Source organism: Maribacter forsetii DSM 18668 (genome assembly GCF_000744105.1).
Lineage (GTDB): Bacteria > Bacteroidota > Bacteroidia > Flavobacteriales > Flavobacteriaceae > Maribacter > Maribacter forsetii.
Genome location: NZ_JQLH01000001.1, coordinates 364,719 through 390,965, shown reverse-complemented (window position 1 = coordinate 390,965; position 26,247 = coordinate 364,719). Strand labels below are relative to the sequence as shown.

The following is a 26,247-nucleotide window of genomic DNA, read 5'->3' as shown; positions in this document are numbered from 1 at the left end:
TCTCAACTTAAACAAGTTCAAAGTTAGTAAAAGCGAATAGAACTTATCTTATAATCTTATAGCACCCACTCCTACATCCCATAACGTTTTATTGTAAGCAGGTATAGCTGTATTGATGAATTGCTTTCCTTTAGCTTTTAAACCAGTCCATTGCGTATCTAATTCAGCCTTACGGTCTTTACTTGCCTTGTTTAATCTTGGAATACTACTATTTGTTTGATTGATCATGAATATATATTCCGCAGAAAACTTATTTGGGAAATTCTCTACATCATCATATGCTTGAGATTTACGCTGTACCATATCGGCATCCCAAGCTTTCATATCCGCAAGTAATTTTTCGCCCGCTGTTTTAACGCTAGGGTCCATAACTTTTTTCAATACTTCGGTCAAGTCTTTTTGAGCCGCATACAACTGATTGATCATATTATGCATTTCTGTCAACTCTGCTTCTGCGGTAGTCATAAACGCATCAAATTCTTCATACTGACCAGGTTTTGTCTCATAGGTAGGCACCTCTTTTATTGTTCCGGTCGTAGCAACTGTTTGCCCGTCTACTATTAATTTAAAAGTATACGTACCAGGGGAAACTTTATGTCCGCTAAATCCTGCTTCAATATATACATCAGGTACTCCTGGCATAATTGGGTGTTTCATATCCCAAACAAAACGATTCAATCCTTTTTTCTTACTTAAAGTTGGTGCAGGTGGCGAACCACCACCATTATGTGGTTTGTATGTAGGATCTTTTTCTGAACTAATGGTTCTAATTACTTTTCCTTTAGCATCTGAAACTTCTAATGCAATTGCCGTACTATCTGCTAATTTTGGGAGCTCATAATACAATACCACCCCGTTAGCTGGATTAATGCCGTTAAATGCATCACTACCCGTAAATTTATCTGAATTACCACTCAACGGACTTCTCCAAGAACCATTATAAGCATCTTTGGGCTTTAAAATTTGAAGTCCCGTTTTAGAAGGTTGGTATTGCCCAAGTGCAATTACATCATCTAGAATCCAGAAAGAGCGACCAGAAGTAGCCACTACCATATCACCTTTATGCATTTTTAAATCGGTAATAGGTGTTTTTGGTAAATTCAATTGAAAAGGTTCCCAAGATTTGCCTCCGTTCCATGATGCATAGATACCTTTCTCCGTACCGGCGTAAAGTAAATCCTTTTTAAACTCATCTTCACGAACTACACGCGTAAAAGCACCATAAGGAATACCGGAGTTTATAGCCGTCCAAGTTTTACCATAGTCTGTTGTTTTATAGAAACCTGGCGTATAGTCATTGAATTTATATCGTGTTGTAGCAATGTAAGCCGTGGCAGGATCATGCGGAGAAACCTCTATCGCATTAATCAAGCATTCTTTTAATCCTTTAGGGGTTACATTTTCCCAAGTTTCACCACCGTTTTTAGTCAAGTGCACCAATCCATCATCACTACCTGTCCAGATAAATCCTTTTTCATGCGGAGATTCTAATATGTAAGCCAGCGTACCATAATTCTCGGCACCTACTGCTTCATTAGTATATGGTCCACCACCATTACCTTGTTTGGCATCTATATTGCGTGTAAGGTCATCAGAAATTTTATCCCAAGTTAGACCCATATCACGGGTTCTAAATACATATTGCGCTCCGTGATAAAAGGTGCCCAATTCATGCGTAGAAGCTATTATCGGAGCATTCCAATTAAACAAATACCTCATATCCCTAGCCTCGCGACCTAAATATTGAATAGGCGCTTGCATGATTTGAGTTGCCGCTTTAGACTCCATATCCATCACCTCTACCGTACCTAAATACTGACCTCCCATAACATATCTTGGGTTGTCTGGATCAAAGGCTAGAAAGGCACTCTCACCACCCGCAGAATCTGTCCAATCTCTAGTTGTAATACTACTGCTACCTGCAGATAAGCTAGATATCTTCACAGACCTATTATCTTGTTGACCTCCATAAATATTATACGGAAACAGATTGTCCACACTAATACGATAAAATTGAGCTGTAGGCATGTTATCTTGAGTGGACCAAGTTTTTGCATAATCAAAAGAAACGGCAGCCCCACCATCATTGGCAATCACCATATTCTTAGAATTATCAGGATTAATCCATAGGTTATGATAATCTCCATGAGTTCCTGAAAGCGTTTCCCATGTTTTTCCACCATCTTCAGAACGAAGCGCAGGTGCACTTAAAACATACACTGTATCTTCATCGTTTGGGTCTATAAAAACCTCAATATAATACCAAGCGCGTTGTACCAATCTATTGTCTCCACTAACCATACTCCAAGAGGCACCGGCATCATTTGAAACAAAAAGTCCGCCTTTATCTGCATCTGAATCACTTTCAATGAGCGCATAAACTTTATTAGAATTTGACGGACTAACCGCTATTGCCATTTTTCCTTTTTCCTCCGGAAGCCCATTATGTATTTTCTGCCAAGTTTCTCCAGCATCCGTAGACTTATAAAGACCACTACCTGCACCACCACTAACAACCATATTCGGTTTACGTTGATGTTCCCACATAGCGGCATACATAATTTCAGGATAATTAGCATCCATAGAAAGCTCAGAAGCACCAGTTAAATTATTAACGAAAAGCGTGTTTTTCCAAGTCTTACCACCATCAACAGATTTATAAACACCACGTTCAGCATTACCCTCAAAAAGAGCACCCTGTGCAGCCACATAAACAATATCAGGATTTGTTGGATGAATAATGATTCTTGAAATATGCTGGGTTTTTTCAAGTCCCATTTTCTTCCAAGTTTTACCCGCATCAGTAGACTTATATACTCCGTCACCATAAGATGTCATTACCCCACGTGGCGCATGTTCGCCCATACCTACATAAACAATGTTTGGGTTTGATGCCGATACAGAAACCGCACCAACAGAGCCCAGTTCAAAATAACCATCAGAAATATTTTCCCAACGTTGCCCGGCAGATTCTGTTTTCCATACTCCGCCACCAGTTGTACCCATATAGTAAGTCATGGGGTCACCAATAACCCCAGTTGCAGTTACCGAACGCCCACCTCTAAACGGACCAATATTTCTGAATTTTAAAGGTTGAAAATAATCGTTGGCATTTTGGGCAAAAGTTATGGTGGTTGCCAGTACCGCTATAAAAAAGAGTAGTTGTTTTTTCATTTTAGGTTGTTTGGTTGTTGTTTTAGGCATTCTAAATTGTCGGTTTGAGCAGTTTTCTTGGAGTTATGCTTAAAGAAAAATTGTATCGAGAAACATTTTGAACACAAAAGTTTCTCGATACTAATTTTTTCATACTTCAAAAACTCACTCGAAATGACCGTTTTCGACTTTACTTACTTTCATCAATAAACAAGTAATTCAAATTAAGCTCGTTAAATCCTTTATTGAATTCTTGAAGTTCAGATGATATTACACTATCAAATATTTGAAGCTCTTTATTAATCTTAGCTGTCAATTCGTTCTTAACAGCAATATCTTGTTCCGTTGGCGGAAAATCATCTATAGAAACCAAACTATTTAAATGACCTAACTTATTGGTCAATTTAATTGGAAAATTTAAGGGGTCTTGACCACTTCTATTTTGAGTTTGGTACAATGCCTTCTCTACCTCACCCAGTTTTTCTTTCATGGCTTTGGCTTTCTCTACCAAATCTTTGGTATGATCATCATCCTTATATTGTTCTGTAAACGAATTCAGTTGCTTCGTAACATTTCTAATTTTCTTAATAGATTGATGTGCATTTTCAATGGTAGTATTAATATCTGTAATAAAATCATATTGTTGCTGCATTTCCGCTACTGAACTTTCTGCTCTTGGGTCTGGCAAAATGGTAAACGTTTCGCTGTTATTAGTCCCGTTCACATTCAAGTGTACTTTGTAATCCCCAGGTACGGCTTTCGCACCATCAAAATTGGCCCACCAGAAAATCATTCCTTCTAATTTGGTAGCACCTTTACCGCGCGTATCCCAAACAAAAGTGTTGCCTCCTTTTTTAAGGTCTAGTTTCTTGTCTTTTTTCTTTGCCGAAGAACTATAATTTGCCAATGTATCACCAGCCATATTAGTATACGTTAATTGCACGGTGTCTTTTTCAGAATAGTTCTTCAAAAGAAAATGGGTAATAACACCGTTCTCCAAATTTTCACCTGAAGTTTTTGATGGCTTCTTACCTGCCCTACCTTTTGTACGATAGGAATCTTTTGGCTTGAACAAAATAGTATTCGCATTCTTCTTGCTTTCATCTAATTGATGCAACACCGTTAAATCATCAATTATCCAAAGGCTACGACCTTGCGTTGCCACAATTAAATTATCGTCTTTAATAGTCAAATCTGTAATTGGCACAATAGGTAAATTCATTTGAAAAGGAGACCAACTAGCTCCGTCATTAAAAGAAACGTACATGCCTGTTTCGGTACCTGCATATAACAATCCCTTCTTTTTTGGGTCTTCACGAACTACTCTTGTAAAATGTTCAGAAGGGATACCGTTCGTTATTTTTGTCCATGTTTTACCGTAATCCGTGGTTTTATAAAGATAAGGCTGAAAATCACCTAATTTATATCTTGTTGCGGCAACGTAACATGTTCCCTCATCAAAGTTTGATGGCTCTATACTGTTTATCATATTCCACTCTGGCATGTTTGAAGGCGTAACATTTTCCCAAGTTGTACCAGAATCTTTAGAAACATGAATTAATCCGTCATCACTACCTACCCAAAGAATACCTTCTTTTAACGGACTTTCATTTGCCGTAAAAATGGTACAGTAGTATTCTACACTGGTATTATCTTGAGTTATTGGCCCTCCACTAGAACCCAATTTCGTTGGGTCGTTTCGTGTTAAGTCACCACTTAAAACTTCCCAGCTCTGACCTTCATTTTCCGATACATGTACGTAATTGGAAAATGTATATAATTTCTTCGGGTTATGTCTACTGAATAAAATAGGGAAATTCCACTGAAAACGATACTTCATAGCTTCCGCACCGGCACCCATTGGGTTGTCTGGCCATACATTAATACCCCTTACTGTTTTGTTTTTGTGATTGACCCTGGTTAAAAATCCGTCATAACTACCACCATAAACAATATCGTTATCTTTTGGGTCCACAGCAATCCAAGCAGATTCGCCACCTGCCGTAGTCTCCCAATTACTATCATCAATAGTTCGCCCATCACTTCTATGATCCATACGTAAGGTTGAATTATCTTGCTGTGCTACATAAATTCTATATGGAAAAGAGTTATCTGTTGTTACACGATAAAATTGTGCCGTAGGCTGATTGTAATATGTACTCCATGTTTCACCTCCATCATAAGAAATTTGTGCACCACCATCGTCGCCAATGATCATACGTTGTGAGTCTTCAGGGGAAATCCATAAATCATGATGATCACCATGGGGCGCATTGAACGTATTAAAAGATTTACCTCCGTCGGTCGACTTGTGGTAATTTACATTCAACACATACACAACATCTTCATCTTGCGTATCGGCATATACTCTTGTGTAATACCAAGCACGTTGTCTTAGCTTTCTTTCGGAATTAACTATTGACCACGTTTTACCTCCATTTTCTGAACGGTACAAACCACCTTTTTCCTTATTCTCTACTATAGCCCAAACCTTTTCTGAATTCTTAGGAGATACGGCTACACCAATAATACCCAAAGTATCCGTAGGGAAACCTTCATTTTTTGAAATCTCTGCCCAAGTTTCTCCACTATCCATACTCTTCCAAAGTGCAGAGCCGTCACCACCACTTATTAAACTGTAAGGGGTACGTTGTGCATGCCATGTAGAAGCATATAAAATTCTTGGGTTGTTGGGGTCAAAGGTCAAGTCTACCGCACCCGCTTGCTCGTTTACAAATAGCACTTGTTTCCAATTTTTACCGCCATCTGTACTTTTATAAATGCCACGGTCTTTAGTCGGCTTATAAATATCTCCTAGAACCGCCGCATATACCGTATTATAATCAGTAGGATGCACGCGTAGTCGTGGTACATGTCTACTTTTTTCCAACCCAGCCGTAGCCCAGGTTTTACCTCCATCCTCGGTTTTCCAAACTCCGTAACCAGATGATACGTTACCTCTTAAGGTTTTTTCTCCACCACCAACATATATAACATTCGGGTCACTTTTTGCAACCTCAACGGCACCGATACTACCGCCGAAATATCCATCGGAAATATTGTCCCAAGTACGACCCCCGTCTAATGTTTTCCATACTCCGCCACCTGCTGCGCCAAAGTAAAACAAATTAGGCTCGCCAGGTACGCCGGTAACAGCAGCCGATCTTCCACCACGAAACGGACCGATCAATCTATAGTCCAAGCTAGAGTATAGCTCTTCAGGATACGTTGGTGCTGTACTTTGAGATTTATTTCTTCTCTGAGATAATAATGATAATGGTAATAGAAAACATGCCAGCATGAATATGCCAGCATTGGTAAGGTGCTTTTTCATTTTGATAGTTTGATGTTAGTCTCCTCTAAAATTAAACATTTTGTTACGCAAATGTTGATTTTAAGATTTTATTAGCATCTCTTAAGAAGCTTAATTATCACATTATGAATTCCGCTGCCCATTACATAAACAATCTTCAATCAAGATTTAAATTTCTAAATATCATTAAATGGACCAATAACTAATCCTAAGAAAAAAAAACAGTAATTCAAGGTTATACAACTAAATCGATAAATAATTAAACTATTCTTATATTTAAGCCAACAAACTAACAATTATGAAATTTAGAACACTTTTGTTTTCGGCATTGTTAATTGCTATTCTATTCAATGGATTGACAATTAATAACGTAAATGCCCAAACCAATGATTTTTTATACGGAGACCAATTGCCCGATGCTCCTGAACTTAGTGCAAGAGGCGAATATAAAGTTGGCGTACAGACCGTAAATCTGGTTAATCCTAATCAAGTAGATATTTTAAATTCGAAAGAAGGTAAAGACCCAACCTATGACAGACCAATTACCATTGAAGTTTGGTATCCTGCCAGCGTAAAAAATGATGCTAAAACCGTTGTTTATGATGAAGTCATGGGAACAAGAGGCGATACGCTTAGACCATTAACACCATTTACCTTTAAAGGAAGAGCTTACAGAGATGCCGATGCATTAAAAGGGAATAAATTTCCTTTGGTGGTAGTATCTCACGGTTATGTTGGCTCTAGATATCTAATGACGTACTTAACAGAAAACCTGGCTTCTAAAGGGTACATCGTTGCTGCTATTGACCATACGGATTCAACTTTTAAAGATGCGAACGCATTTCAAAGTACTTTACTTAATAGACCTAAAGACATACGATTTGTAATTAATGAGATGGAAAAATTAGGCGCTAAAGGTTCTAAGAATAAAATCGAAGGATTAGTAGACGCCAATAACACCGCAATCATAGGATATTCTATGGGCGGATATGGAGTACTAAACGTTGGCGGAGCTGGATATAGTGCCGGTTTAGGACAATTCTTTACTGGAATGACAGGTGGTAGTTCTGCAATCTCCGTAAATCTTGCTGGAAATGCGGAATACGAAAAATTGGCTGATTCTAGAATAAAGGCAATCATAGCATTTGCTCCATGGGGAATGGAACGAGGAGTTTGGGATGCGGAAGGATTAAAAGGATTAAAAACTCCCACATTCTTTATTGCTGGAAGCCAAGATGATATTTCCGGTTACGAAAAAGGGATCAAAGCAATTCATGAAGGTGCGGTAAATGCAGACCGGTACTTATTAACTTACGAAAATGCAAGACATAATGTAGCACCTAACCCACCACCAGCAGAAGCATTAGCCCCAGGCTTACATATAGACGAGTACTATAGATACGCAGAACCATCATGGGATCAACGCAAATTGAATAATGTAAATCAACATTTTGTTACCGCGTTCATAGGCAAGCATCTTAAAAACCAAGACAACACCAAATTTTTAGATGTTCAGGAAAATTCAAATGAAAAAGATTGGACAGGTTTTAAACCAAGATCTTCTACCGGGATGGAGTTGTTACATGCACAACCCGCTAACTAACTTAATTTTTAAATTTAGCTGCTTTAGGAGTCTCTTCCTTTAGCAGCTTCATATATCTATTTTGATTGTTTATCAATTCTTTAAGTTTCCATGCTAATAGAAATATAGCAATGGCAATTAATTGTGATAAAATAAAATTCATATTCGTGTTTTTTAGCGTTTCTAACGCTACTTACGAATGATTTGGACTAGGGTTTGGTTTTACATCAGAAATTAGCCCACCAAAGTTTTATTAATTTCTTTCCTTAAAAAATATCCAGTAACAATAGTTGCAAGCACATCTGCTATGGGGAAGGAAATCCAAACGCCTAATTCCCCTAAAAAGTTAGGTAAGATTAAAATCAAAGGAATAAAGAAAAAACCTTGCCGGCAAAGGGTTAATAATAAAGCAGGCACAGCCTTACCTATAGCCTGAAAATATGCTGCACCTATAAGCTGAAGTGCAATAATGGGAGTAGCAGCAAACACCCATCGCATTGCCGAGGGTGTATTCTCCAAAACAAAGGCATTAGTTGCCAATTCCAACGCGCTCATGTCTGGTTTATGGCTTAAAAAGAGTCCGGCAATTTCTGCGGGAAAAATCATGAGTCCTACGAAAACTATGGTTGCCAAAATTGCGGCATACTTTATTGCGGTATAAATGGACTCCTTTACTCTATCATATTTTTGAGCACCGTAATTAAATCCTGCAATTGGCAAGAAACCTTGTGTAACACCAAATACCGGGAAAAGCGCAAACATCAACATTCTACCGATAATGGCATATACGGCAACCATAGCTTCTCCTCCCAAATCAAAAAGAATGTTATTCATCAACAGGTAAATAACACTCACTACAGCTTGTCTAGAAAGAGTAACTACGCCAAGCGAGCTAATTTCTTTAATTATAGAAAATTTGATACGTAAATACCTAGGACTTAATTTTAATTCTGAATTATCGGACAAGAAAAAATATACGATGTACAAAAAACAGAGAAAGTAACTAATTGTGGTTGCCCATGCAGCACCTTCCATTCCGTAATCCATCACATTAATGAGCAAATAATCTAAGACTAAATTACCAATGGAAGGAATGATCATTGCGATCATGGCAAATTTCGGCTTGCCCTCAGATCGTATGACGTTATTGCCCATCATATTGAGACCTAAAAAAGGTACACCATACAAAACAATGACATAGTAGATTTTAGCCAACCCAAAAATAGAGCCTTTGCCACCGAATGCAGGAATAAGCGTATCAACAAATGTGAGCCCCACGGCAACCATAAAAGTGGTAATTAAAATGGTAAATGAGATCTGATTACCGAATGTCCGTATTGCCTTCTCCTTATTATTAGCTCCTAAAGCACGAGAAATAATACTGGCACCACCGATACCAATAGCCATACCCAAGGCTCCTATAAAAAAGGAAATAGGCAACACCACATTGATTGCAGCAATGGCAATAGAACCGATCCAATTACCAACAAAAATTGAATCTACCAGCACATTGAGCGACATCACCAATATGCCGATACTAGCTGGTAATGCCTGTTTAATAAGCAAACTTGATATTGATTCCGTTCCTAGTTGTTCTGCGGAAACGTTTGCCATGCGCGGTCGTTTATTTGTTGAAAGTGATATTCATTTAAATGTATTTGTTAACCAGAAACATTCGAAGTTTCTTTTATGGACGCTTCTATATGGCTCCATAAATTAATACGTTCTTTCAAAGCTTTTTCTGAACATTCCAATACTTCATACCACTTAGCTTCACTATCACCACATAGTTCTTGTATCATTTTTAAGGAAAGCGGACCGTGTTCATCACCATCCAATTCGATATGCCTTCTTAAATAGTATTCCAATTTAGGGTAAGCATCTTCCCCTGCCTGTTCTACAATTTTCAAGAACATATCCGGTATCAAATCTTCTCTACCAAAAGTAAATGCAGCAGCAATTTTATGAGGCTCTTGTGTTTGTATCGTTTCAAAAGTGAATGTTAGAAATGACTTAACGGCTTCGTTCAAATCAGAATTCCCAATAGTTTGCAACACACTATCCAAATTCCCAATTTCATTCAAGAACTCCGTTATTTTATTAGTATCCGCACCTACTTCAACCATAGCATCCAAATACATTTCGTAATGACTTTTTAAAACGCCTAGTTCATTGACATCAGTTTCTTCTTCCAAAACGATTTCATTAATAAACCGAGCGGTATTTGTATTCTTTACCGGTTTCCACGGTAAGGTGGTACACGTAAGGTTTATTTGCAATGCCTTTAAAAGCGACATAAAATCCCATACGGCATACACATGGTTTTCCATGAATATCTGTATATCAGATACCGATTTCAGCTCCTTATAAAGTGCATGATTTCTTAATTCCTCTCTTAACGGTTGTAATATAATTTCTATTTCTTCGATTTTCATTGCAGTGATTTCTAAGATTTAATAGTGTGTTATGTACTTGGCACTACATCTAATGCATCTGTAGTTTGCCAATCGTTGACCCATTTTGCCATTACTTTGACCCATGCGTCACTGTCGTTCATACAAGGAATATGCTTGTAATCTTCTCCGCCAGCTTCTAAAAATTGTTCTTTGCCTTCCATTGCAATTTCCTCTAGAGTTTCAAGACAATCACTAACAAATGCAGGAGTAATTACAGCCAATTTTTTCTTGCCTTCTTTCGCTAAACGTTCAAACTCATAATCGGTATAAGGTTTTAGCCATGGATCACCCGCCAAACGCGATTGAAATGAAGTGCTCACCTGTTCCTCTTGCAGTCCTAAATACTCCTTCACCATTTTAGTCGTGTCATACACTTGATGTCTATAGCAAGTATTATGTGCCACAGAATTCACATTACAGCACGTACCATCAATTTTACAATGGAAACTGGTTGGATCGTTCTTACGAATATGACGTTCTGGAATACCGTGGTAAGAAAATAAAACATGGTCATAATCAAAGCCTTCTAGCCCGTCCTTAATACTTTCAGAAAGTACTTTTATAAACTCTGGATGTTTATAAAAAGCCGGCAATGTCGTTATTTTCATTCCAGGAAAAGAAGCTTCTTGTTCTTCTAAAACCTTAACCACTACCGTTTCAAAACTAGACATTGCGTAATGTGGGTATAAAGGCACTAAAAGCACATCATCAACACCTTTATCCTTTAACTCTTGCATGGCAGCTTTAATAGTCATGGTACCATAGCGCATACCTAAGGCAACCGGCATTTCGGTTTGCGTTTTTAGTTTATTAGAGAATCGTTCTGATATTACGATTAAAGGAGAACCCTCTTCCCACCATATTTTGGCATATGCCTCCGCAGATTTTTTTGGTCTGGTCTGTAAAATTATTCCTCTTACCAATATTGTTCTTAACCATTTTGGAGCATCTATTACGCGCTCATCCATTAAGAATTCATCTAAATATGGTTTAACATCTTTTGGTGTAGGGCTATCGGGTGAACCTAAATTAACCAATAATACTCCTTTCATAGCGTATGTGTTTGTTATTCAATTGCAAAAATAACACTTGCAAATCGATGATATTTTAATTTTGGGCAATAGTTTTTCTATACTCTCATAAAGCAATCTAATAACTGGTCAATAAATTTTTAGTGCTGTTTAATTTTAGTAAGTTGTAATTCATCAAAAACTATAATACATTTTACATGAATACTTTTTTTGATACCGTACCTAAAAGTGCACTTTACTTCTTTATAGCTTCTACCCTTGGTGTTTTGGTCGCCTATTGGATTATATCATATTTCATAAAAAAATACGGCAAAGACCCCAAGTACCTACTGCCGCACGGAGCATTTAAAAAAATTAGTAGACCTATCTTTTTAATTATTTTCTCCATTTGGCTGAGATCGGAGTCTATACGAACATTACTACAATTAGAAGAACATGACTACTGGTTTAAAAAAGCAAGTACCATTCTTTTCATTGTATCTGTCACCTGGCTATTACTCAATTTATTGAAAATAATAAAAACTGTAATTGTAAGCAATTACGATGTACATGTAGAAAATAATTTGAAAGCACGTAAAATCTACACGCAGTTCAATATTCTAGAACGCATCTTTATTTTCACTATAGTAATCTTGGCTGTTGGTGCCGTACTCATGAGTTTTGAAAGTATTAGAGAATTGGGGGTTAGCATTTTTGCATCTGCCGGTGTAGCAGGAATTATTATTGGTTTCTCCGCTCAGAAGATGATCGGAACCGTTTTAGCGGGTATTCAGATTGCCATTGCGCAACCTATAAAAATTGATGATGTCGTTATTGTTGAAGGAGAATGGGGTCGTATTGAAGAAATAACCCTGACCTATGTGGTGGTTAAAATTTGGGACAAACGAAGATTGATTGTTCCTACGCCTTACTTTATTGACAAGCCTTTTCAAAACTGGACAAAGTCTTCTTCCGATATTCTTGGCACCGTTTTCTTGTATACTGATTACAATGTTTCTTTTGATGCTTTACGCGAAGAATTGACCAAAATTTTAGAAAGTACCGACCTTTGGGATAAAGAAGTTAATGTACTTCAAGTAACGGAAAGCAAACAAAACAGTGTTGAAATTAGGGCGTTAATGAGTGCCAAAGACTCGCCAACTGCTTGGGATCTTCGTGTTCATGTTCGTGAAAAATTAATAACGTTCTTGCAACAAAATTATCCTGAGAGTATTGCTAGAAATAGGGTTTTGTTGGAAAAATCAGCCGATGAGAATAACAATTCATAATTTAGCTTTATGAAACATACACTTCTATTTCTTTTTCTCCTTGGCTGCATTACAATTCATGCCCAACAAATTACCTGCTCGCCAAAAGATAGCACTGCTGTAGAAAGCAAACTAGTTGAAATAGACGGAATGTATCGGGGTGAGTTTGGCACAACTATGGTAAACATTGGTAAGTCGTTTATACAAACTCCGTATGTTGCCAAAACCTTAGAAATTGGCGATACAGAAACTTTAGTAGTAAATCTACAAGGGTTGGACTGTACCACGTTTGTTGAGAACGTGCTTGCTTTTTCCCTCCTGCTCCGTCAGCAAGAAATGTCCTTTGACGCTTATTTAAAAAATCTTGAAATTATACGATATAAAGATGGTGCTTTAAATGGCTACGCATCGCGCTTACATTACTTTTCTGAATGGATTGCAAATAATTCCGAGAAAGGACTTTTAAAAGATATCACAGGTGAAATTGGTGGTGCTGAAATCACCAAAGACATAGATTTTATGAGCACCCATAGAGACCTATATCCGTTTCTGGCGGATGATACTAATTACTCAAAAGTTAAGGCTTCAGAAAACTATCTGAACAATCAGGCTATTTGTGTACTGGCACAAGATAAAATTGCCGAGAACGAACATCTTATTCAATCTGGGGACATCATTGCACTTGCAACTTCTATTAATGGGTTAGACGTTACCCATACAGGAATTGCCACCAGAGAAAAAGATGGTAGAATTCATTTACTACATGCATCGACCGGATCAATGGAAGTTGAAGTTTCAAAAAAACCTTTGGCGGAGTATTTAAAAGGTATAAAAAGTAACACAGGTATTATGGTGGCAAGACCACTGTAAAGTTAGCTGCCTGCCAAAGCCAACAAATATTTCTTAGGTGTGGTATTGTATTTTTTCTTGAATGCCGAAATAAAGTGACTAGAGGTGCTATACCCCACTTTGAGTCCGATTTCATTGACATTATACTGACCGGTTTCTAAAAGTCGCTTCGCATAATCCATCTTATGATCAAATAAAAAACTGTACACAGAATCACCATAAATTTGCTTGAAACCTTCCTTTAAGCGCTTTAAACTTAATCCCACTTCACTAGAAAGTTCAGCTAAAGTTGGTGGCTCAGCCATATTCGCCAAAATAATTTCTTTGGCTTTCTTTATCTTTTTTACATTCTCTTCATCTGCCAAATATGGGCATTGTTCAATATCTGCATTAGGACTTCTATTAAAGTACAAGGCTATCAATTCATAAATCTTACCTTTTACATACAGCGATTTTATAGATGGATGCAGATTATAGTTTACGATCTGACTCAAAATAACAGCAATAGATGGTGAAAAAGGCTCTTGTGCATAATACTTTTTCTCCTTGTTATCTGAACTTAAAAACGGAATGTAATCTGCCTCTGCGGTAAACAAAGAATGAAATTTTCGCAAGGTCATTACCACAGAAACCAATGATGATTTCGGGTTTAAATTTAAATTCAACGGAAGGTCTAACTGCGTGTTATACAACAATAATGAGTTCTCTTCCTTGACATCTAGACTATAATTTCCTTGGTTAAAATTATAAGTACCACTACCTCTTAAGCAGAAGTGAAATTGTATAAATCTTTTGTTGATTTCACGGTGATATTGCATTACCGTATCTTCTTCGTTCTGAAACTTTAGCACGTAAAATCCGTCTTCAATCAGAACTTCTTCGTATGACCCTTGAGCGTTACTTTTTATGTCCATTTTCTTAAATCGATTTTTTATTTATTTAGAAAGCATCTAAATAATATAGTGTCCATTCGCTGAAAGCGCTATAAAATTATGGTTAATAAACTGATATTTGTCATATTTTGTCCAAAAATTCGGCAGACGACATTAATTGTACCGCAAGCGTTGTTTTTATTGAATGGATGCTCATATTTTTGTATCCGCTTTATGAAAGACTATCACATTTCTAAACACGATTCTTTTTATACCATTGGTCTTAACTACAAAAAGGCCGATGCTGAAGCTCGTGGTAAATTTAGTTTAGACGAAGTAGCGGTAAACAAATTACTTATAGAGGCTAAAAACCTAGGCATTGATGGTTTGCTAGCTACCTCTACCTGTAACCGCACAGAGTTACACGGTTTTGCTAAACATCCTTTTCAACTTATAAAATTATTATGTGACCACTCTAACGGAACCGTTGAAGCGTTTCAAGAAGTGGCCTATGTATATAAAAACAAAGAAGCTATCAATCACTTGTTCCGTGTAGGCACAGGCTTGGATAGCCAGATACTGGGTGATTTTGAAATCATCAGTCAACTAAAACAAAGTTTCAAGCGTTCTAAAGAATTGGGTATTGCCAATCCGTTTATAGAACGTCTTTGCAATAGCATTATACAAGCTAGTAAGCGTATTAAGAACGAAACCGAAATTTCATCTGGCGCAACATCTGTAGCATTTGCTTCGGTACAGTACATTATGCGTAATGTAGAAAATGTTTCAGAAAAGAACATTCTCTTATTCGGGACAGGAAAAATTGGTCGTAATACATGCGAAAATTTAATTAAGCATACCAAGAATCCACATATCACTTTAATCAACAGAACAAAAGGCAAAGCCGAGCAAATTGCAGGTAAGTTCAATCTTAAGGTAAAGGATTACGGAGATCTGCAGTCAGAAATAAGAACTTCAGATATTTTGGTAGTTGCTACAGGTGCTCAAAAACCAACGATTACCAAAGAATTAATATACACCAATAAACCGTTATTGATTCTAGATTTATCGGTGCCAAAAAATGTTGATGCCAGCGTTTCGGAAATGGATAATGTTACTGTAATCCATTTAGATCATTTATCGCAAATGACAGATGAAACCCTAGAGCGTAGAAAGCAATTTATTCCAGAGGCGGAAGCAATAAACGAAGAGGTAAAACACGATTTCAACCAATGGTTAGAAACTAGAAAATTTGCCCCGGTAATTAAAGCTTTAAAACAGAAATTGAAGACAATTAAGGATGAAGAGCTAGACTACCAATCTAAAAAAACGGTCGATTTTAATTCGCATCAGGCAGATGTAGTAACCAATCGCATCATTCAGAAAATAACAAAACAATTTGCAAATCATCTTAAGGATGACACGGTAGATTCCAATTCAAGTTTAGAATTTATCCAAAAAGTATTTCAATTAGAATTGGACGAAAAATGAGTAAAGTAATACGATTAGGCACACGCGATAGCGAATTAGCGCTATGGCAGGCAAATACCGTAAAAGATCAACTTCAAGCATTAGGTCATAAAGTAAAATTAGTCCCTGTAAAATCTACGGGAGACCTTATACTAGATAAGCCTTTATATGAATTAGGAATTACGGGAGTGTTTACCAAAACACTAGACGTTGCCATGATCAATGGCGATATTGATATTGCCGTACATTCTATGAAAGATGTACCTACGGCACTGCCAAAAGGCATTGTAAAAGCCGCTGTTTTAAAACGTGGTAATTACATGGACATCATGGCATTCAAGGACAATGAAGAATTTTTAGGCTCTAGAGATGCCGTTATTGCAACCGGAAGTCTTCGTAGACAAGCGCAATGGCTAAATAGATACCCAACACATTCCATTGTAGATTTAAGAGGAAATGTAAATAGCCGATTAGACAAGTTGTACAACAACGAATGGAACGGTGCTATTTTCGCAGCTGCAGGTTTGGAACGTATTGGTTTGGAACCAGAAAATACGATCGGACTAACGTGGATGCTACCAGCCCCTGCACAAGGAGCTATCATGGTAGTTGCCATGGAAGATGATGAAGAAATTCGTGAAGCTTGCGCCCAACTAAATCATGAAGAAACCGACACTTGCGTAAGCTTGGAAAGAGAGTTTCTTAGAGAGTTGGAAGGTGGTTGTAGCGCACCGATCGGAGCATTATCATATATCAACAAAGAAAACATTGTTACCCTAAAAGGGGTTTTACTAAATGTTGATGGAAGCAAGAAGCTAGAAGCTGAATTAACCGCACCACTAGGTAAACACCAAAATTTAGGTATTGACTGTGCGAAGAGCATTTTAGCTAGAGGAGGCAAAAGATTGATGACCGAACTGGCAAATGCCGGTTTAGAAATTAATGTTTTCTCTACTAAGAAACTAACTCCGCAACAACAGTTGTTATTGAATATATCCGTGAATGCAGATTCAGACGATTTTATAAAAATTAATCCGAATCGTATTTCACCCATCATATTGAAAAAGACCCATAAAAATGTTGTCTTTACCAGTAGAAATGCAGTTGAAGCTGTTTTAGCCAGTAGAAGTGCCGCAGAATTAGAATTTGAAAATATTTACTGTGTAGGCAGAAAAACGCGAAGGTTATTAAAAAATGCCTTTGGTAAGATCACGCATTATGAAAATAATGCAAAAGATTTAGCCAACCACTTAGTGGAGTTTATTGATGGCACAGAGGTCACCTATTTTCATGGTAATCTAAGTTTAGAAGAGTTGCCAAGCATCTTAGAGGAAAACAATATTGAAGTAAACGCCATAGAAGCCTACCGAACTAAACTATCTGGGAAAGCCATACCAGAAAGCGCAAAAGGCATCATGTTCTTTAGTCCGTCTAACGTAGAAAGCTATTTAAAAGAGAATTCTACTGACAGAGTTGCCTACTGTATTGGTGAAACTACTGCAAAAGCTGCTAGGGAACATTTCAAGGAAGTAAAAGTTGCCAAAATACCAACGGTAGAAAGTGTTATTGAATTGGTGAATGCGGATTATGAAGATTAGCTAATGGCTGTTGGCTATTGGCTGCTAGCCTTTGGCTGTACAATAAATTATGAGGGACTTTAAAAAGCTTGAAATATGGAAAAATGGAATCACCATAGTTAAGCATGTTTATAGTTTAGTTCAAAAATTACCAAGCGAAGAAAAATTTGGACTTAAAAGTCAACTTTCTAGAGCCGCAGTATCAGTTCCTTCAAATATTGCAGAAGGATGCAGTAGAAATAGTGAAGTTGAATTTAAACGATTTTTAGAAATTGCACTAGGTTCTCTTTTTGAAGTAGAAACTCAATTAATAATATCAGAAGAATTGAAATTTTTAGATAGCGGAGACTTGAAGTCAACTTTTGAATTGATTTCAATAGAATCTAAAATGATCAATAGTCTAATTAGTAAAATAAAAAATAGCTAAAAGCCAAGGGCTAGCAGCTAAAAGCTATTACAAGAATATGAGCTTAAAAAACGACTTATTTCTAAAAGCCTTAAAAGGTGAAACAGTAGAAAGACCACCAGTGTGGATGATGCGTCAGGCAGGTAGATATTTACCTGAATTCATGGCAATCAAAGAAAAATATGACTTCTTTACCAGATGTCAGACTCCAGAATTGGCATCAGAAATTACGGTTCAACCTATTCGCAGATACGGAATGGATGCCGCTATATTATTCAGTGATATTTTGGTAATCCCACAGGCAATGAACATTCATGTGGAGATGAAGCCGAATTTTGGTCCGTATTTACCGAACCCTATTCGCAATCAAAAAGATTTAGATAGCGTTATTGTACCAGATGTTCACGAAACATTAGGTTATGTAATGGAGGCCATTAAAGCGACAAAAGAGAAACTGAACGATGAAGTTCCGTTGATAGGTTTTGCTGGTTCACCTTGGACGATTTTATGCTACTGTGTACAAGGTCAAGGAAGCAAAACGTTTGATAAGGCTAAAGAATTATGCTTTACACAACCGGTTATTGCACATGAATTACTTCAGAAAATTACAGATACCACTATTGCATACTTAAAAGCAAAAGTTGCTGCAGGTGTAAATGCGGTTCAAGTATTTGATTCTTGGGGTGGCATGTTATCGCCTACCGATTATCAAGAGTTCTCTTGGAAATACATTCAGCAAATAATCGATGCATTGAAGGACGAAGCTCCGGTAATTGTTTTCGGAAAAGGATGTTGGTTCGCACTAGGTGATATGGCAAAATCAGGCGCTTCTGCATTAGGGGTTGACTGGACCTGTTCCGCTAGAAATGCCCGTTATTTAAGTGGTGGCAAAATTACCCTTCAAGGTAACTTTGACCCATCTCGTTTGTTGTCTCCTCCTTCTGAAATCAAGAAAATGGTACACCAAATGATCAATGAGTTTGGTAAAGACAGTTACGTGGTAAATTTAGGCCATGGTATTCTACCGAATGTTCCTGTTGAAAATGCCAAGGCGTTTATTGATGCCGTAAAAGAATATAAGCAAGACTAACCTATTGAGGTTCAAAAAGTTTTAAGAAGCCGATATAATAATCGCATAATGAATTCATTTCAATTTCAAGATTTCGAAATAAATCCGATTTCAGAGAGAGATGGATGGCGTTTATGCGATTTTATATCTACCAATGCAGACCATATAAAAAGATACTTTCCTAAAACGGTGGCTGCAAATCTTAATCCCACATTATCCAATATTTTTGTACTTGAGAAAGTTGCCGAATTTCTTTCAGGTAAGGAGTATCTGTTTACCTTAAAAGAACCAGAACACAGAAAAATTATCGGTTTGGTATATCTCAAAGAACTAAAACGAGCCGAAAAAGAAGCAGAAATTGCCTATTGTATTGACTACACACACCAAAATAGAGGTATTACTTCAACCGCTGTTAAAACCATTTCAGATTGGGGCTTTAATCAACAACACTTACTACGACTTAGAATCATTGCTCATAAAACGAACCTTGGCAGTATTAAGGTAGCAGAAAATTGTGGTTATCTTTGGAAAGAGACGCTATTAAAAGAACACACTCCGCCTAACGAAGAACCGTTAGATATGGAACTTTATGTTTTACAGAATGAAAGATAAATTTTACGCTTACATAGAACAACTTCAAGATACCATTACTTCAAAATTAGAAGAAGTAGACGGTTCAGCTACTTTTAAAGAAGATATTTGGGTACGCCCAGAAGGTGGTGGTGGTCGTACAAGAGTTATTGAAAACGGAGCAGTTTTTGAAAAAGGTGGCGTAAACATATCTGGAGTACATGGCGAGCTTCCGGATAGTATGAAAGCATATTTTGGGGTAGAAGATGCTAATTTTTTTGCCTGCGGATTAAGTTTAGTACTGCACCCAAAAAATCCTATGGTACCTACAGTTCATGCCAACTGGCGTTATTTTGAAATGTATGGTAAAGACGGCGAAATTGTAGATCAATGGTTCGGTGGCGGTCAAGACTTGACTCCCTATTACCTGTTTGACGAAGATGCCGTTCATTTCCATGAAGTTTGTAAAACAGCTTGCGACAAACATAATCCTACATTCTACGACACCTATAAAAAACGATGCGATGAATATTTCTGGAATACCCATAGAAACGAAGCTCGCGGACTAGGCGGTCTATTTTTTGACTATTGTAAGGCAACACCAGAAATGGATATGCAAGACTGGTACAACTTCGTAACCGAAGTAGGCAATAGCTTTTTAGATTGTTATGTACCGATTGTTATAAAAAGAAAAGATTTAGAATACACCAAGGAACAAAGGGACTGGCAAGAGATTAGAAGAGGTAGATACGTAGAGTTCAATCTAGTTCATGACAAGGGAACTTTGTTCGGTTTAAAGACAAACGGACGTATTGAAAGTATATTAATGAGCTTGCCGCCACATGTGCAATGGCGCTATGACCATCAACCGGAAAAGGGTAGCGAAGAAGAACGTTTAATTGGTGTGTTGATGAAACCAAAAGAATGGGTGTAAGATTCATTCTATTTTGGAGTATGCTAAGCTTTACTCAACTGAGTATTGCGCAAAATTCACCTTACAAAGAAGCTTTTCCTGATAAGGTAACCGTGAGGTTGTCTTTACAGACCACTTCTAATAGTTTTACGGTTAGGGACAAGATAACACGCAACAAAACAGAGTTCATACCCAACGACAAAAGTTATTTAGGGTTATCTGTTCTATTTCGTTTTCTAGAAGTTGATTTTGGGTATGCTCCTAATTTTTTAGCGGAGAATAAAGACAATGGCGATTCTAAATTGATTACTTTCAATATTCGTACATTTTTTGGTCAGTACATGCAGACCTTGGATATTTATAAGCAAAAAGGATTCTTTGTTCGAACTGCCGATTTAACCTTGCCTATTGATGATTTAAGAACCTTTAAAATCGGTGGTACATCTAGTTATATATTTAATCCTGATTTCTCGTTTCGCGCTATTGGGTTTCAGAATGAATGGCAAAAACAAAGTGTAGGCAGCTTTATTCCAAGCATATCTTACTACTACACTAAGTTTAGGTTAGAAGACCCCATATTGGATAATCAATTGGAGAAATCTTTGAAGGTTGCTATTGGTCCGGGTTACTATTACAATTGGGTTTTTGAAGAAAATTACCTCGTTTCTGCAGGTGCTACCGGCGGTTTAGGTTTCAATTATTCAAGTACCGACGGAAAAAAATCTTTTAATGGTTTGGCGCAACTAATTTTTAGAATGACCGGCGGGTATAATTCAGAGAATTTCTTTAGTGGGGTAAATATCAATACACAACTATTAAGTCACACATCTGATGAGAATTTCATTTTAGACGACTCCATAAGCTTTCTTGAGTTTTATGTAGGCTATCGATTTGATGCACCCAAGAAATGGATTCAAAAAGCTGATGAGATAAGTCGTAAATTCGGACTAGAATAATCAAAGTCAGAGCAATCAATTGATGCAATCGTTTGAGAATAACTGTAACTTTATAGTCAAGACTCGAAGCATTATCATCTAGATTATCGAATAAATCTCAATTACATGAAGCAAAAAATATATCAAATAGACGCCTTCACCTCTAAGTTATTTGGCGGCAATCCGGCTGCAGTTTGTATTCTTGAAAAATGGTTAGAAACCGATTTAATGCAAAAGATAGCTGCTGAAAATAATTTAGCAGAAACGGCATATGCTGTAAAGAAAGATGATCACTACGAGCTACGCTGGTTTACTCCAGAAATAGAAGTGGACTTATGTGGGCATGCAACCCTTGCTACTGCCTTTACACTCTATAATTACTACGGTTACAATGAAAATACCCTACGATTTATTTCACCAAGAAGTGGAGAGTTGTTAGTCCAAAAAAGTGAATCGGGACTGTTAACTATGGATTTCCCTACGGATGATTTAACTCCTGTTTCAGAACAAACTAACATATCAAAAGCAGTTGGCAAGCAACCTGTAGAAACCTATAAAGGCAAAACTGACTACATGCTTATTTATCAATCTCAGGCTGAAATAGAAGCTATTGTTCCTAATTTTCATTTATTAAATGAATTGGATTGTAGAGGGGTGATTATCACGGCGAAAGGTAACGAAGTAGATTTTGTATCTCGTTTTTTTGCTCCACAATGTGGCATTCCAGAAGATCCAGTAACCGGTTCTGCACATACAACACTTACACCATATTGGTCAGAGAAACTGAATAAGAAAACATTATCTGCAAAACAACTATCTGAACGTGGTGGCGATATACAATGCGAATATCTTGGAGACCGCGTAAAAATATCCGGTAATGGAGTTTGTTATTTAGTGGGTGAGATAGAAATTTAGATGCTGTATAACTCTAATTGACCAATACAACCTATTATTTAAGTTCTAGAAAAGTAAAAACCTGTTCGTTTTATGGCAATTACCAATAACGAACAGGTTTATACCTGAACTCTTCTTAACTTTTTCTTTTACCTACGAATTATACATTTTGCACCCTAATTTTGTCATTTTTGAGTTCCGTAGCTATGGCTATGCAAGTAAAAAATGACTTCCTTACGGCACAAAAGCCATAATTCTCGGTTCCAAACAAAAAGTCAAGATGAGTTCACTAACTAAATTGAAAAAATTACTCTTCTACCGTTTCTAGATTATCATCAGAATTACGATCAATCAACTTATTATACGGATCAATACCTGCTTTTAAAGGCTTTTCATCAGTAACAATAGTAAATGTATTATCACCTGCAGAAAGCCACTTTAATTCAAAGTAAAAAGGGTTCTTGATAGTTACCCCATCATCACCGGTGATATCTTCTCCAAAGAGACCTACATCTACCAAGTTCTTCTTATCGTCAATCAGTTTTTCTTTACCCGTATCATCATAATAAATCTTCTTAGAATTTACTGTGAAAGTGGTTTCCCATTTACCATTATCTAGCTTTTTGGTTTTAGCATCCATCACACGATTTTCATAAAGAACTATCTCTTTAAAACCATCATCAACCTTATATTTCAAAGAATCTGGAGTAACATTATAAATTGCTTTATAGAAATCTTCAGAATTGGCATAAACCCCTTTTTCAAAATACTTGTATTCATTCAAGAATTTTTTAAGTCCTGCATTTATAACATCTTCACCAATGACATCTTGCAAATCATACATAATCATAGAACCTTTTTGGTACCAAATGTGCTGACCGGTTTCAACATCCATTAACGAACGTTCTGGTTTAAAACTGAATGACCTTCTAGAGAGGTAGGTATCTAAAGAAGGCTTTAAGAATCCTTTTATACCATTTTCACCATATTCATGCTTTAAAGCCATTAACGAAACATACTCCGCTAAAGTTTCTGAATTAATGTTTGCACCTCTTGTTTTACTTGGCGTAACGATATGACCCCACCATTGGTGTGCAATTTCATGCGCTGTTACCCTGAAAGCATAATTAAAATCACCTTCGTTAGAAAAATCTGCTACAAAGCCAAAATCTTCTGAGTAAGGTATTGTTGTCGCAAAAGATTGTGCAAATGTTGTGTGCGCCGGAAACTCAATTATCCTAATTACAGAATATGGATATTCATAAAAGTTTTTAGAATTATAATCTAACGAAACTTTAACCCCTTTTATAAATGAAGCCAAGTTCTTCTTGTGCTTTGGAGAGTGATACACTTCAATAGTCACTTTCTTTCCACTAGGTGCAATCCAAACATCTTTTTCAATATCATAAGTTGCTGAAACAAAATTGAAGAAGTAATCAGATTTATCTTCCAATTTGTAATTAAAATAGCTTCTATCATCCTTATCCCATGTTTCAACCAATACACCTGGCGCAACAGCAGTTTGCCCTTTTGAAGTACTAATTGTAGCTTCAAAATCCATATAATTGCTATCCTCATTAAATAAGTTCTTTTTCAAAGCAATGCTATCTGTTCTTGGCGGATAAAGAAAGTCTAATTTCTCTAAACCGTATTTTTCACGAGCACCGTTCTCTGTCAAAGCAATATCATAATGAAAACTTGGAAAAATAGCATCATTAAAGAAAGAACCATTATTCAATACAGCAGTTTCCCTATCCATTGAAAACCCATGTGTTCTTACCTTGGTTTCAATAACCAAATTAGCAGTATCTTTTGGCTGTAAAGATTCTGGTAGCTTGTAAATGAACAAACGATACAATGAATCGCTCAAAAACGGTTTTAACTCTTGGTCGTTATAAACCACCTTTGTAATCTTAGTATCATAAGTAGGAAACTTAATTTCCATTAAAACCGTATCTATTGGTTCTTCTGAAGGATTAACAACTGTAAACACCCCCTTTGCATCTACACCACGTGTATCCGTATAGATATCTATATTAGCTTTTAAATCGATTACTTGAATATGGGACTTATCTATATACTTACCATATGCCTTTTCAGCATCTGCAGAAAGCTGCTCACTAGAATCGCTATCAACCATATGGTTCAGAACTTTTATATTGTAAAAGCTATAAGCACCTACAGAAATAAAAGCAAATAAGAAAAATAAGGTATATGCAACCGTTTTACCCTTAAATCTACTTTTAGCCAATTTAAAACGCTCTTTTGCTGAAGAATAAAAACCTCTACTCCAGAATACACTACCAATAGCAGCCAATGTACCTGTTAAAAGAACCCAATATAAGTTCAACCAAAATTGACCGGTTAGGTAATGCCCAAATCCATTTAAATCACTTATAAAACCGGGTGTAGTCTCTCCAAAAGCTAAAAGTGGGTTATCTGTTTTCAACACTAAACTCACCAAAATTGGTATTCCCACATAAATGATAATGACAATAAAATGCCCTAAAAATTTATTGTTTACCAGCACATGAACAAAAAATGCCAACAACAATGTAGCAACATATAAAGGAAAAAGAGACGTGAAATTATAGGTAAGGTACATACCCAATTCATAATCAAAATAGCCATTACCTGTTTGATACATAATACCAACCAATATGTTGATTAAGGTTAGCAATACGGCAACACCAATTAGCGAAATAATCTTTGAAAGATATAGTGTAGTATTACTTACTGGTAGCGCATCATAAAATTCAAAAGTCTTATTACTTCTTGTACGATGAACAGCTTCACCAGAATAAATTATAAGAATAATTGTAGAAAATAAAGCTATACCAGCAGAAACATATGCAACCATAAACCTAGTAAGCGGTAATGACGGGGTACCATTATATTGATTACTTTGATAGGTAATAAATCCAGCCACAATAATTCCTATAATTATCAACACCAGAAATACAGGTTCTTTAACGATAGATAAAAATTCTATTTTACTTAAAGACCATAAATTTTGACGCTGAGCCTTTTTACTAAACTCTTGATCAACATTAATCGTTTCTAAACTACCTATTAAATCATTATCTTCTTTTACATTCTTCTTTTTCTTAGACGATAGAAATCCTTTATATGAAAATTTAAAAAGTGTAAAGACAAATATTAATATTCCTAAAGTCAGCCATAATAGACGATTTAGCATAAACTTACCTGTTAAAGCCAATTGATTGGTATTTAATTCGTCTACAGACCAGTATTTGGTCAAATACCCATAAGCAGATTCCCCAAAAGGATCAACATAGATACTTAGCCATTCGGTATCTAAATTAGATAACAACTGTCCGGATAATATGGAAGCTATTAATATTACAATACCTCCTAAATATAAAATTGGCATTCTCTTAAAAAATGTCATTAAACAAAAGAAAAGACTACCAATAAAAAAAGAATTAAAAACCAATAAGTATAAAAACGGAAAGAAGTACGACCAAAAATTAAAATCGGTATACGTACCATAGTCTGGTCTATCTAACAAGGCACCAAGTACAAAACCGAACATAGCGCCAAACATAGCTGCAATGTTCATTATGGTAACAATTGTAAAACTACCCCAAAAACGACCCATTATGTAATTCTTTTCGGAAACAGGAAAAGTAAAATAGGTCTGTGCAGTTTTATGTTCTTCATCTCTATACACGGGCACACCCATAATAGCGGCATAAAAGAATAACGCTATAGTACTTAAACCACCAAGAACCCCAACAATGGCACTAGGGCTATTGGTGAATTCCGCAGTAGCAGATTCTGAAAACACCCCAAGAAGCAAGGGTATTAAAAACATGATAAAAATGTATATATAAGTGACCGGTCTTCTAAGCCTATACTTTAGCTCAAATAAGAATATTTCTTTCAT

Annotated in this window: 19 protein-coding genes; 11 read left to right on the top strand and 8 right to left on the bottom strand. The window is 36.6% G+C overall.

Features of this window, described 5'->3' with window-relative positions; genetic code table 11:
* Window positions 1–48: 48 nt before the first annotated feature.
* Window positions 49–3,174: a VPS10 domain-containing protein gene (locus tag P177_RS01685; RefSeq protein WP_036157582.1), complete on the bottom strand. Its 3,126-nt coding sequence runs from the start codon at window positions 3,172–3,174 to the stop codon at window positions 49–51.
* 169 nt (window positions 3,175–3,343) lie between these two features.
* Entirely contained in the window at window positions 3,344–6,454 is a 3,111-nt protein-coding gene (locus tag P177_RS01680) for a WD40/YVTN/BNR-like repeat-containing protein (protein ID WP_394330710.1), read from the bottom strand.
* Window positions 6,455–6,764: 310 nt separating this feature from the next.
* Between P177_RS01680 and P177_RS01675 the strand changes: the two genes are divergently transcribed.
* On the top strand, window positions 6,765–8,069 hold the full coding sequence (locus P177_RS01675) for an alpha/beta hydrolase family protein (RefSeq protein ID WP_036151207.1): 1,305 nt from the start codon (window positions 6,765–6,767) through the stop codon (window positions 8,067–8,069).
* Window position 8,070: 1 nt separating this feature from the next.
* On the opposite strand, the gene P177_RS19990 is transcribed toward P177_RS01675, so the two are convergent.
* From P177_RS19990 to hemH, 4 genes are all read right to left on the bottom strand, one after another.
* Window positions 8,071–8,211, bottom strand: coding sequence for a hypothetical protein (locus tag P177_RS19990; protein ID WP_157486415.1), 141 nt, complete (start codon window positions 8,209–8,211; stop codon window positions 8,071–8,073).
* Window positions 8,212–8,282: 71 nt separating this feature from the next.
* Entirely contained in the window at window positions 8,283–9,662 is a 1,380-nt protein-coding gene (locus P177_RS01670; protein ID WP_036151205.1) for an MATE family efflux transporter, read from the bottom strand.
* A gap of 47 nt (window positions 9,663–9,709) precedes the next feature.
* The gene (locus P177_RS01665; RefSeq protein WP_036151204.1) at window positions 9,710–10,483 is read right to left on the bottom strand and encodes a DUF3050 domain-containing protein; all 774 of its coding nucleotides are present in this window, start codon (window positions 10,481–10,483) and stop codon (window positions 9,710–9,712) included.
* 29 nt (window positions 10,484–10,512) lie between these two features.
* On the bottom strand, window positions 10,513–11,556 hold the full coding sequence (hemH, locus tag P177_RS01660; protein ID WP_036151202.1) for a ferrochelatase: 1,044 nt from the start codon (window positions 11,554–11,556) through the stop codon (window positions 10,513–10,515).
* A gap of 176 nt (window positions 11,557–11,732) precedes the next feature.
* On the opposite strand from hemH, the gene P177_RS01655 reads away from it, so the two are divergent.
* Window positions 11,733–12,803: a mechanosensitive ion channel family protein gene (locus P177_RS01655; RefSeq protein ID WP_036151200.1), complete on the top strand. Its 1,071-nt coding sequence runs from the start codon at window positions 11,733–11,735 to the stop codon at window positions 12,801–12,803.
* Between the two features lie 9 nt (window positions 12,804–12,812).
* Entirely contained in the window at window positions 12,813–13,652 is an 840-nt protein-coding gene (locus P177_RS01650; protein ID WP_036151198.1) for an N-acetylmuramoyl-L-alanine amidase-like domain-containing protein, read from the top strand.
* A 2-nt stretch (window positions 13,653–13,654) separates the two neighbouring features.
* Here P177_RS01650 and P177_RS01645 read toward each other — a convergent pair whose 3' ends face one another.
* Window positions 13,655–14,545 (bottom strand): helix-turn-helix transcriptional regulator, encoded by an 891-nt coding sequence (locus P177_RS01645; protein ID WP_036151197.1) that lies wholly within the window; start codon window positions 14,543–14,545, stop codon window positions 13,655–13,657.
* A gap of 192 nt (window positions 14,546–14,737) precedes the next feature.
* On the opposite strand from P177_RS01645, the gene hemA reads away from it, so the two are divergent.
* The 8 genes from hemA (at window position 14,738) to P177_RS01605 (ending at window position 22,358) form a co-directional block, all read left to right on the top strand.
* Complete coding sequence (gene hemA, locus P177_RS01640) at window positions 14,738–15,994, top strand: glutamyl-tRNA reductase (RefSeq protein WP_036151195.1); 1,257 nt, start codon at window positions 14,738–14,740, stop codon at window positions 15,992–15,994.
* Complete coding sequence (gene hemC, locus P177_RS01635; protein WP_036151193.1) at window positions 15,991–17,571, top strand: hydroxymethylbilane synthase; 1,581 nt, start codon at window positions 15,991–15,993, stop codon at window positions 17,569–17,571. The genes hemA and hemC overlap by 4 nt, the downstream gene beginning before the upstream one ends.
* Before the next feature lie 49 nt (window positions 17,572–17,620).
* A complete protein-coding gene (locus P177_RS01630; RefSeq protein ID WP_036151191.1) occupies window positions 17,621–17,977 on the top strand; it encodes a four helix bundle protein in 357 nt (118 codons plus the stop codon).
* A 37-nt stretch (window positions 17,978–18,014) separates the two neighbouring features.
* The gene (gene hemE, locus P177_RS01625) at window positions 18,015–19,046 is read left to right on the top strand and encodes a uroporphyrinogen decarboxylase (protein ID WP_036151189.1); all 1,032 of its coding nucleotides are present in this window, start codon (window positions 18,015–18,017) and stop codon (window positions 19,044–19,046) included.
* A 48-nt stretch (window positions 19,047–19,094) separates the two neighbouring features.
* Complete coding sequence (locus P177_RS01620) at window positions 19,095–19,637, top strand: GNAT family N-acetyltransferase (protein WP_036151187.1); 543 nt, start codon at window positions 19,095–19,097, stop codon at window positions 19,635–19,637.
* On the top strand, window positions 19,627–20,529 hold the full coding sequence (gene hemF, locus P177_RS01615) for an oxygen-dependent coproporphyrinogen oxidase (RefSeq protein ID WP_036151185.1): 903 nt from the start codon (window positions 19,627–19,629) through the stop codon (window positions 20,527–20,529). The genes P177_RS01620 and hemF overlap by 11 nt, the downstream gene beginning before the upstream one ends.
* Complete coding sequence (locus tag P177_RS01610; RefSeq protein ID WP_036151183.1) at window positions 20,520–21,464, top strand: DUF4421 family protein; 945 nt, start codon at window positions 20,520–20,522, stop codon at window positions 21,462–21,464. Before hemF ends, P177_RS01610 begins: the two co-directional genes overlap by 10 nt.
* Window positions 21,465–21,569: 105 nt before the next feature.
* Window positions 21,570–22,358 (top strand): PhzF family phenazine biosynthesis protein, encoded by a 789-nt coding sequence (locus tag P177_RS01605; RefSeq protein ID WP_036151181.1) that lies wholly within the window; start codon window positions 21,570–21,572, stop codon window positions 22,356–22,358.
* A 286-nt stretch (window positions 22,359–22,644) separates the two neighbouring features.
* Here P177_RS01605 and P177_RS01600 read toward each other — a convergent pair whose 3' ends face one another.
* A complete protein-coding gene (locus P177_RS01600; RefSeq protein ID WP_036151178.1) occupies window positions 22,645–26,247 on the bottom strand; it encodes an ABC transporter permease/M1 family aminopeptidase in 3,603 nt (1,200 codons plus the stop codon).

What these genes read in the sequence shown, in the direction of transcription:
- hemF (WP_036151185.1), top strand. Translation starts at nt 19,627, where the DNA reads ATGAAAGATAAATTTTACGCTTACATAGAACAACTTCAAGATACCATT.
- hemA (WP_036151195.1), top strand. Translation starts at nt 14,738, where the DNA reads ATGAAAGACTATCACATTTCTAAACACGATTCTTTTTATACCATTGGT.
- P177_RS01610 (WP_036151183.1), top strand. Translation starts at nt 20,520, where the DNA reads ATGGGTGTAAGATTCATTCTATTTTGGAGTATGCTAAGCTTTACTCAA.
- P177_RS19990 (WP_157486415.1), bottom strand. Translation starts at nt 8,211, where the DNA reads ATGAATTTTATTTTATCACAATTAATTGCCATTGCTATATTTCTATTA.
- hemH (WP_036151202.1), bottom strand. Translation starts at nt 11,556, where the DNA reads ATGAAAGGAGTATTATTGGTTAATTTAGGTTCACCCGATAGCCCTACA.
- P177_RS01655 (WP_036151200.1), top strand. Translation starts at nt 11,733, where the DNA reads ATGAATACTTTTTTTGATACCGTACCTAAAAGTGCACTTTACTTCTTT.
- P177_RS01675 (WP_036151207.1), top strand. Translation starts at nt 6,765, where the DNA reads ATGAAATTTAGAACACTTTTGTTTTCGGCATTGTTAATTGCTATTCTA.
- hemE (WP_036151189.1), top strand. Translation starts at nt 18,015, where the DNA reads ATGAGCTTAAAAAACGACTTATTTCTAAAAGCCTTAAAAGGTGAAACA.
- hemC (WP_036151193.1), top strand. Translation starts at nt 15,991, where the DNA reads ATGAGTAAAGTAATACGATTAGGCACACGCGATAGCGAATTAGCGCTA.
- P177_RS01605 (WP_036151181.1), top strand. Translation starts at nt 21,570, where the DNA reads ATGAAGCAAAAAATATATCAAATAGACGCCTTCACCTCTAAGTTATTT.
- P177_RS01685 (WP_036157582.1), bottom strand. Translation starts at nt 3,174, where the DNA reads ATGAAAAAACAACTACTCTTTTTTATAGCGGTACTGGCAACCACCATA.
- P177_RS01650 (WP_036151198.1), top strand. Translation starts at nt 12,813, where the DNA reads ATGAAACATACACTTCTATTTCTTTTTCTCCTTGGCTGCATTACAATT.
- P177_RS01600 (WP_036151178.1), bottom strand. Translation starts at nt 26,247, where the DNA reads ATGAAAGAAATATTCTTATTTGAGCTAAAGTATAGGCTTAGAAGACCG.
- P177_RS01670 (WP_036151205.1), bottom strand. Translation starts at nt 9,662, where the DNA reads ATGGCAAACGTTTCCGCAGAACAACTAGGAACGGAATCAATATCAAGT.
- P177_RS01620 (WP_036151187.1), top strand. Translation starts at nt 19,095, where the DNA reads ATGAATTCATTTCAATTTCAAGATTTCGAAATAAATCCGATTTCAGAG.
- P177_RS01680 (WP_394330710.1), bottom strand. Translation starts at nt 6,454, where the DNA reads ATGCTGGCATGTTTTCTATTACCATTATCATTATTATCTCAGAGAAGA.
- P177_RS01630 (WP_036151191.1), top strand. Translation starts at nt 17,621, where the DNA reads ATGAGGGACTTTAAAAAGCTTGAAATATGGAAAAATGGAATCACCATA.
- P177_RS01645 (WP_036151197.1), bottom strand. Translation starts at nt 14,545, where the DNA reads ATGGACATAAAAAGTAACGCTCAAGGGTCATACGAAGAAGTTCTGATT.
- P177_RS01665 (WP_036151204.1), bottom strand. Translation starts at nt 10,483, where the DNA reads ATGAAAATCGAAGAAATAGAAATTATATTACAACCGTTAAGAGAGGAA.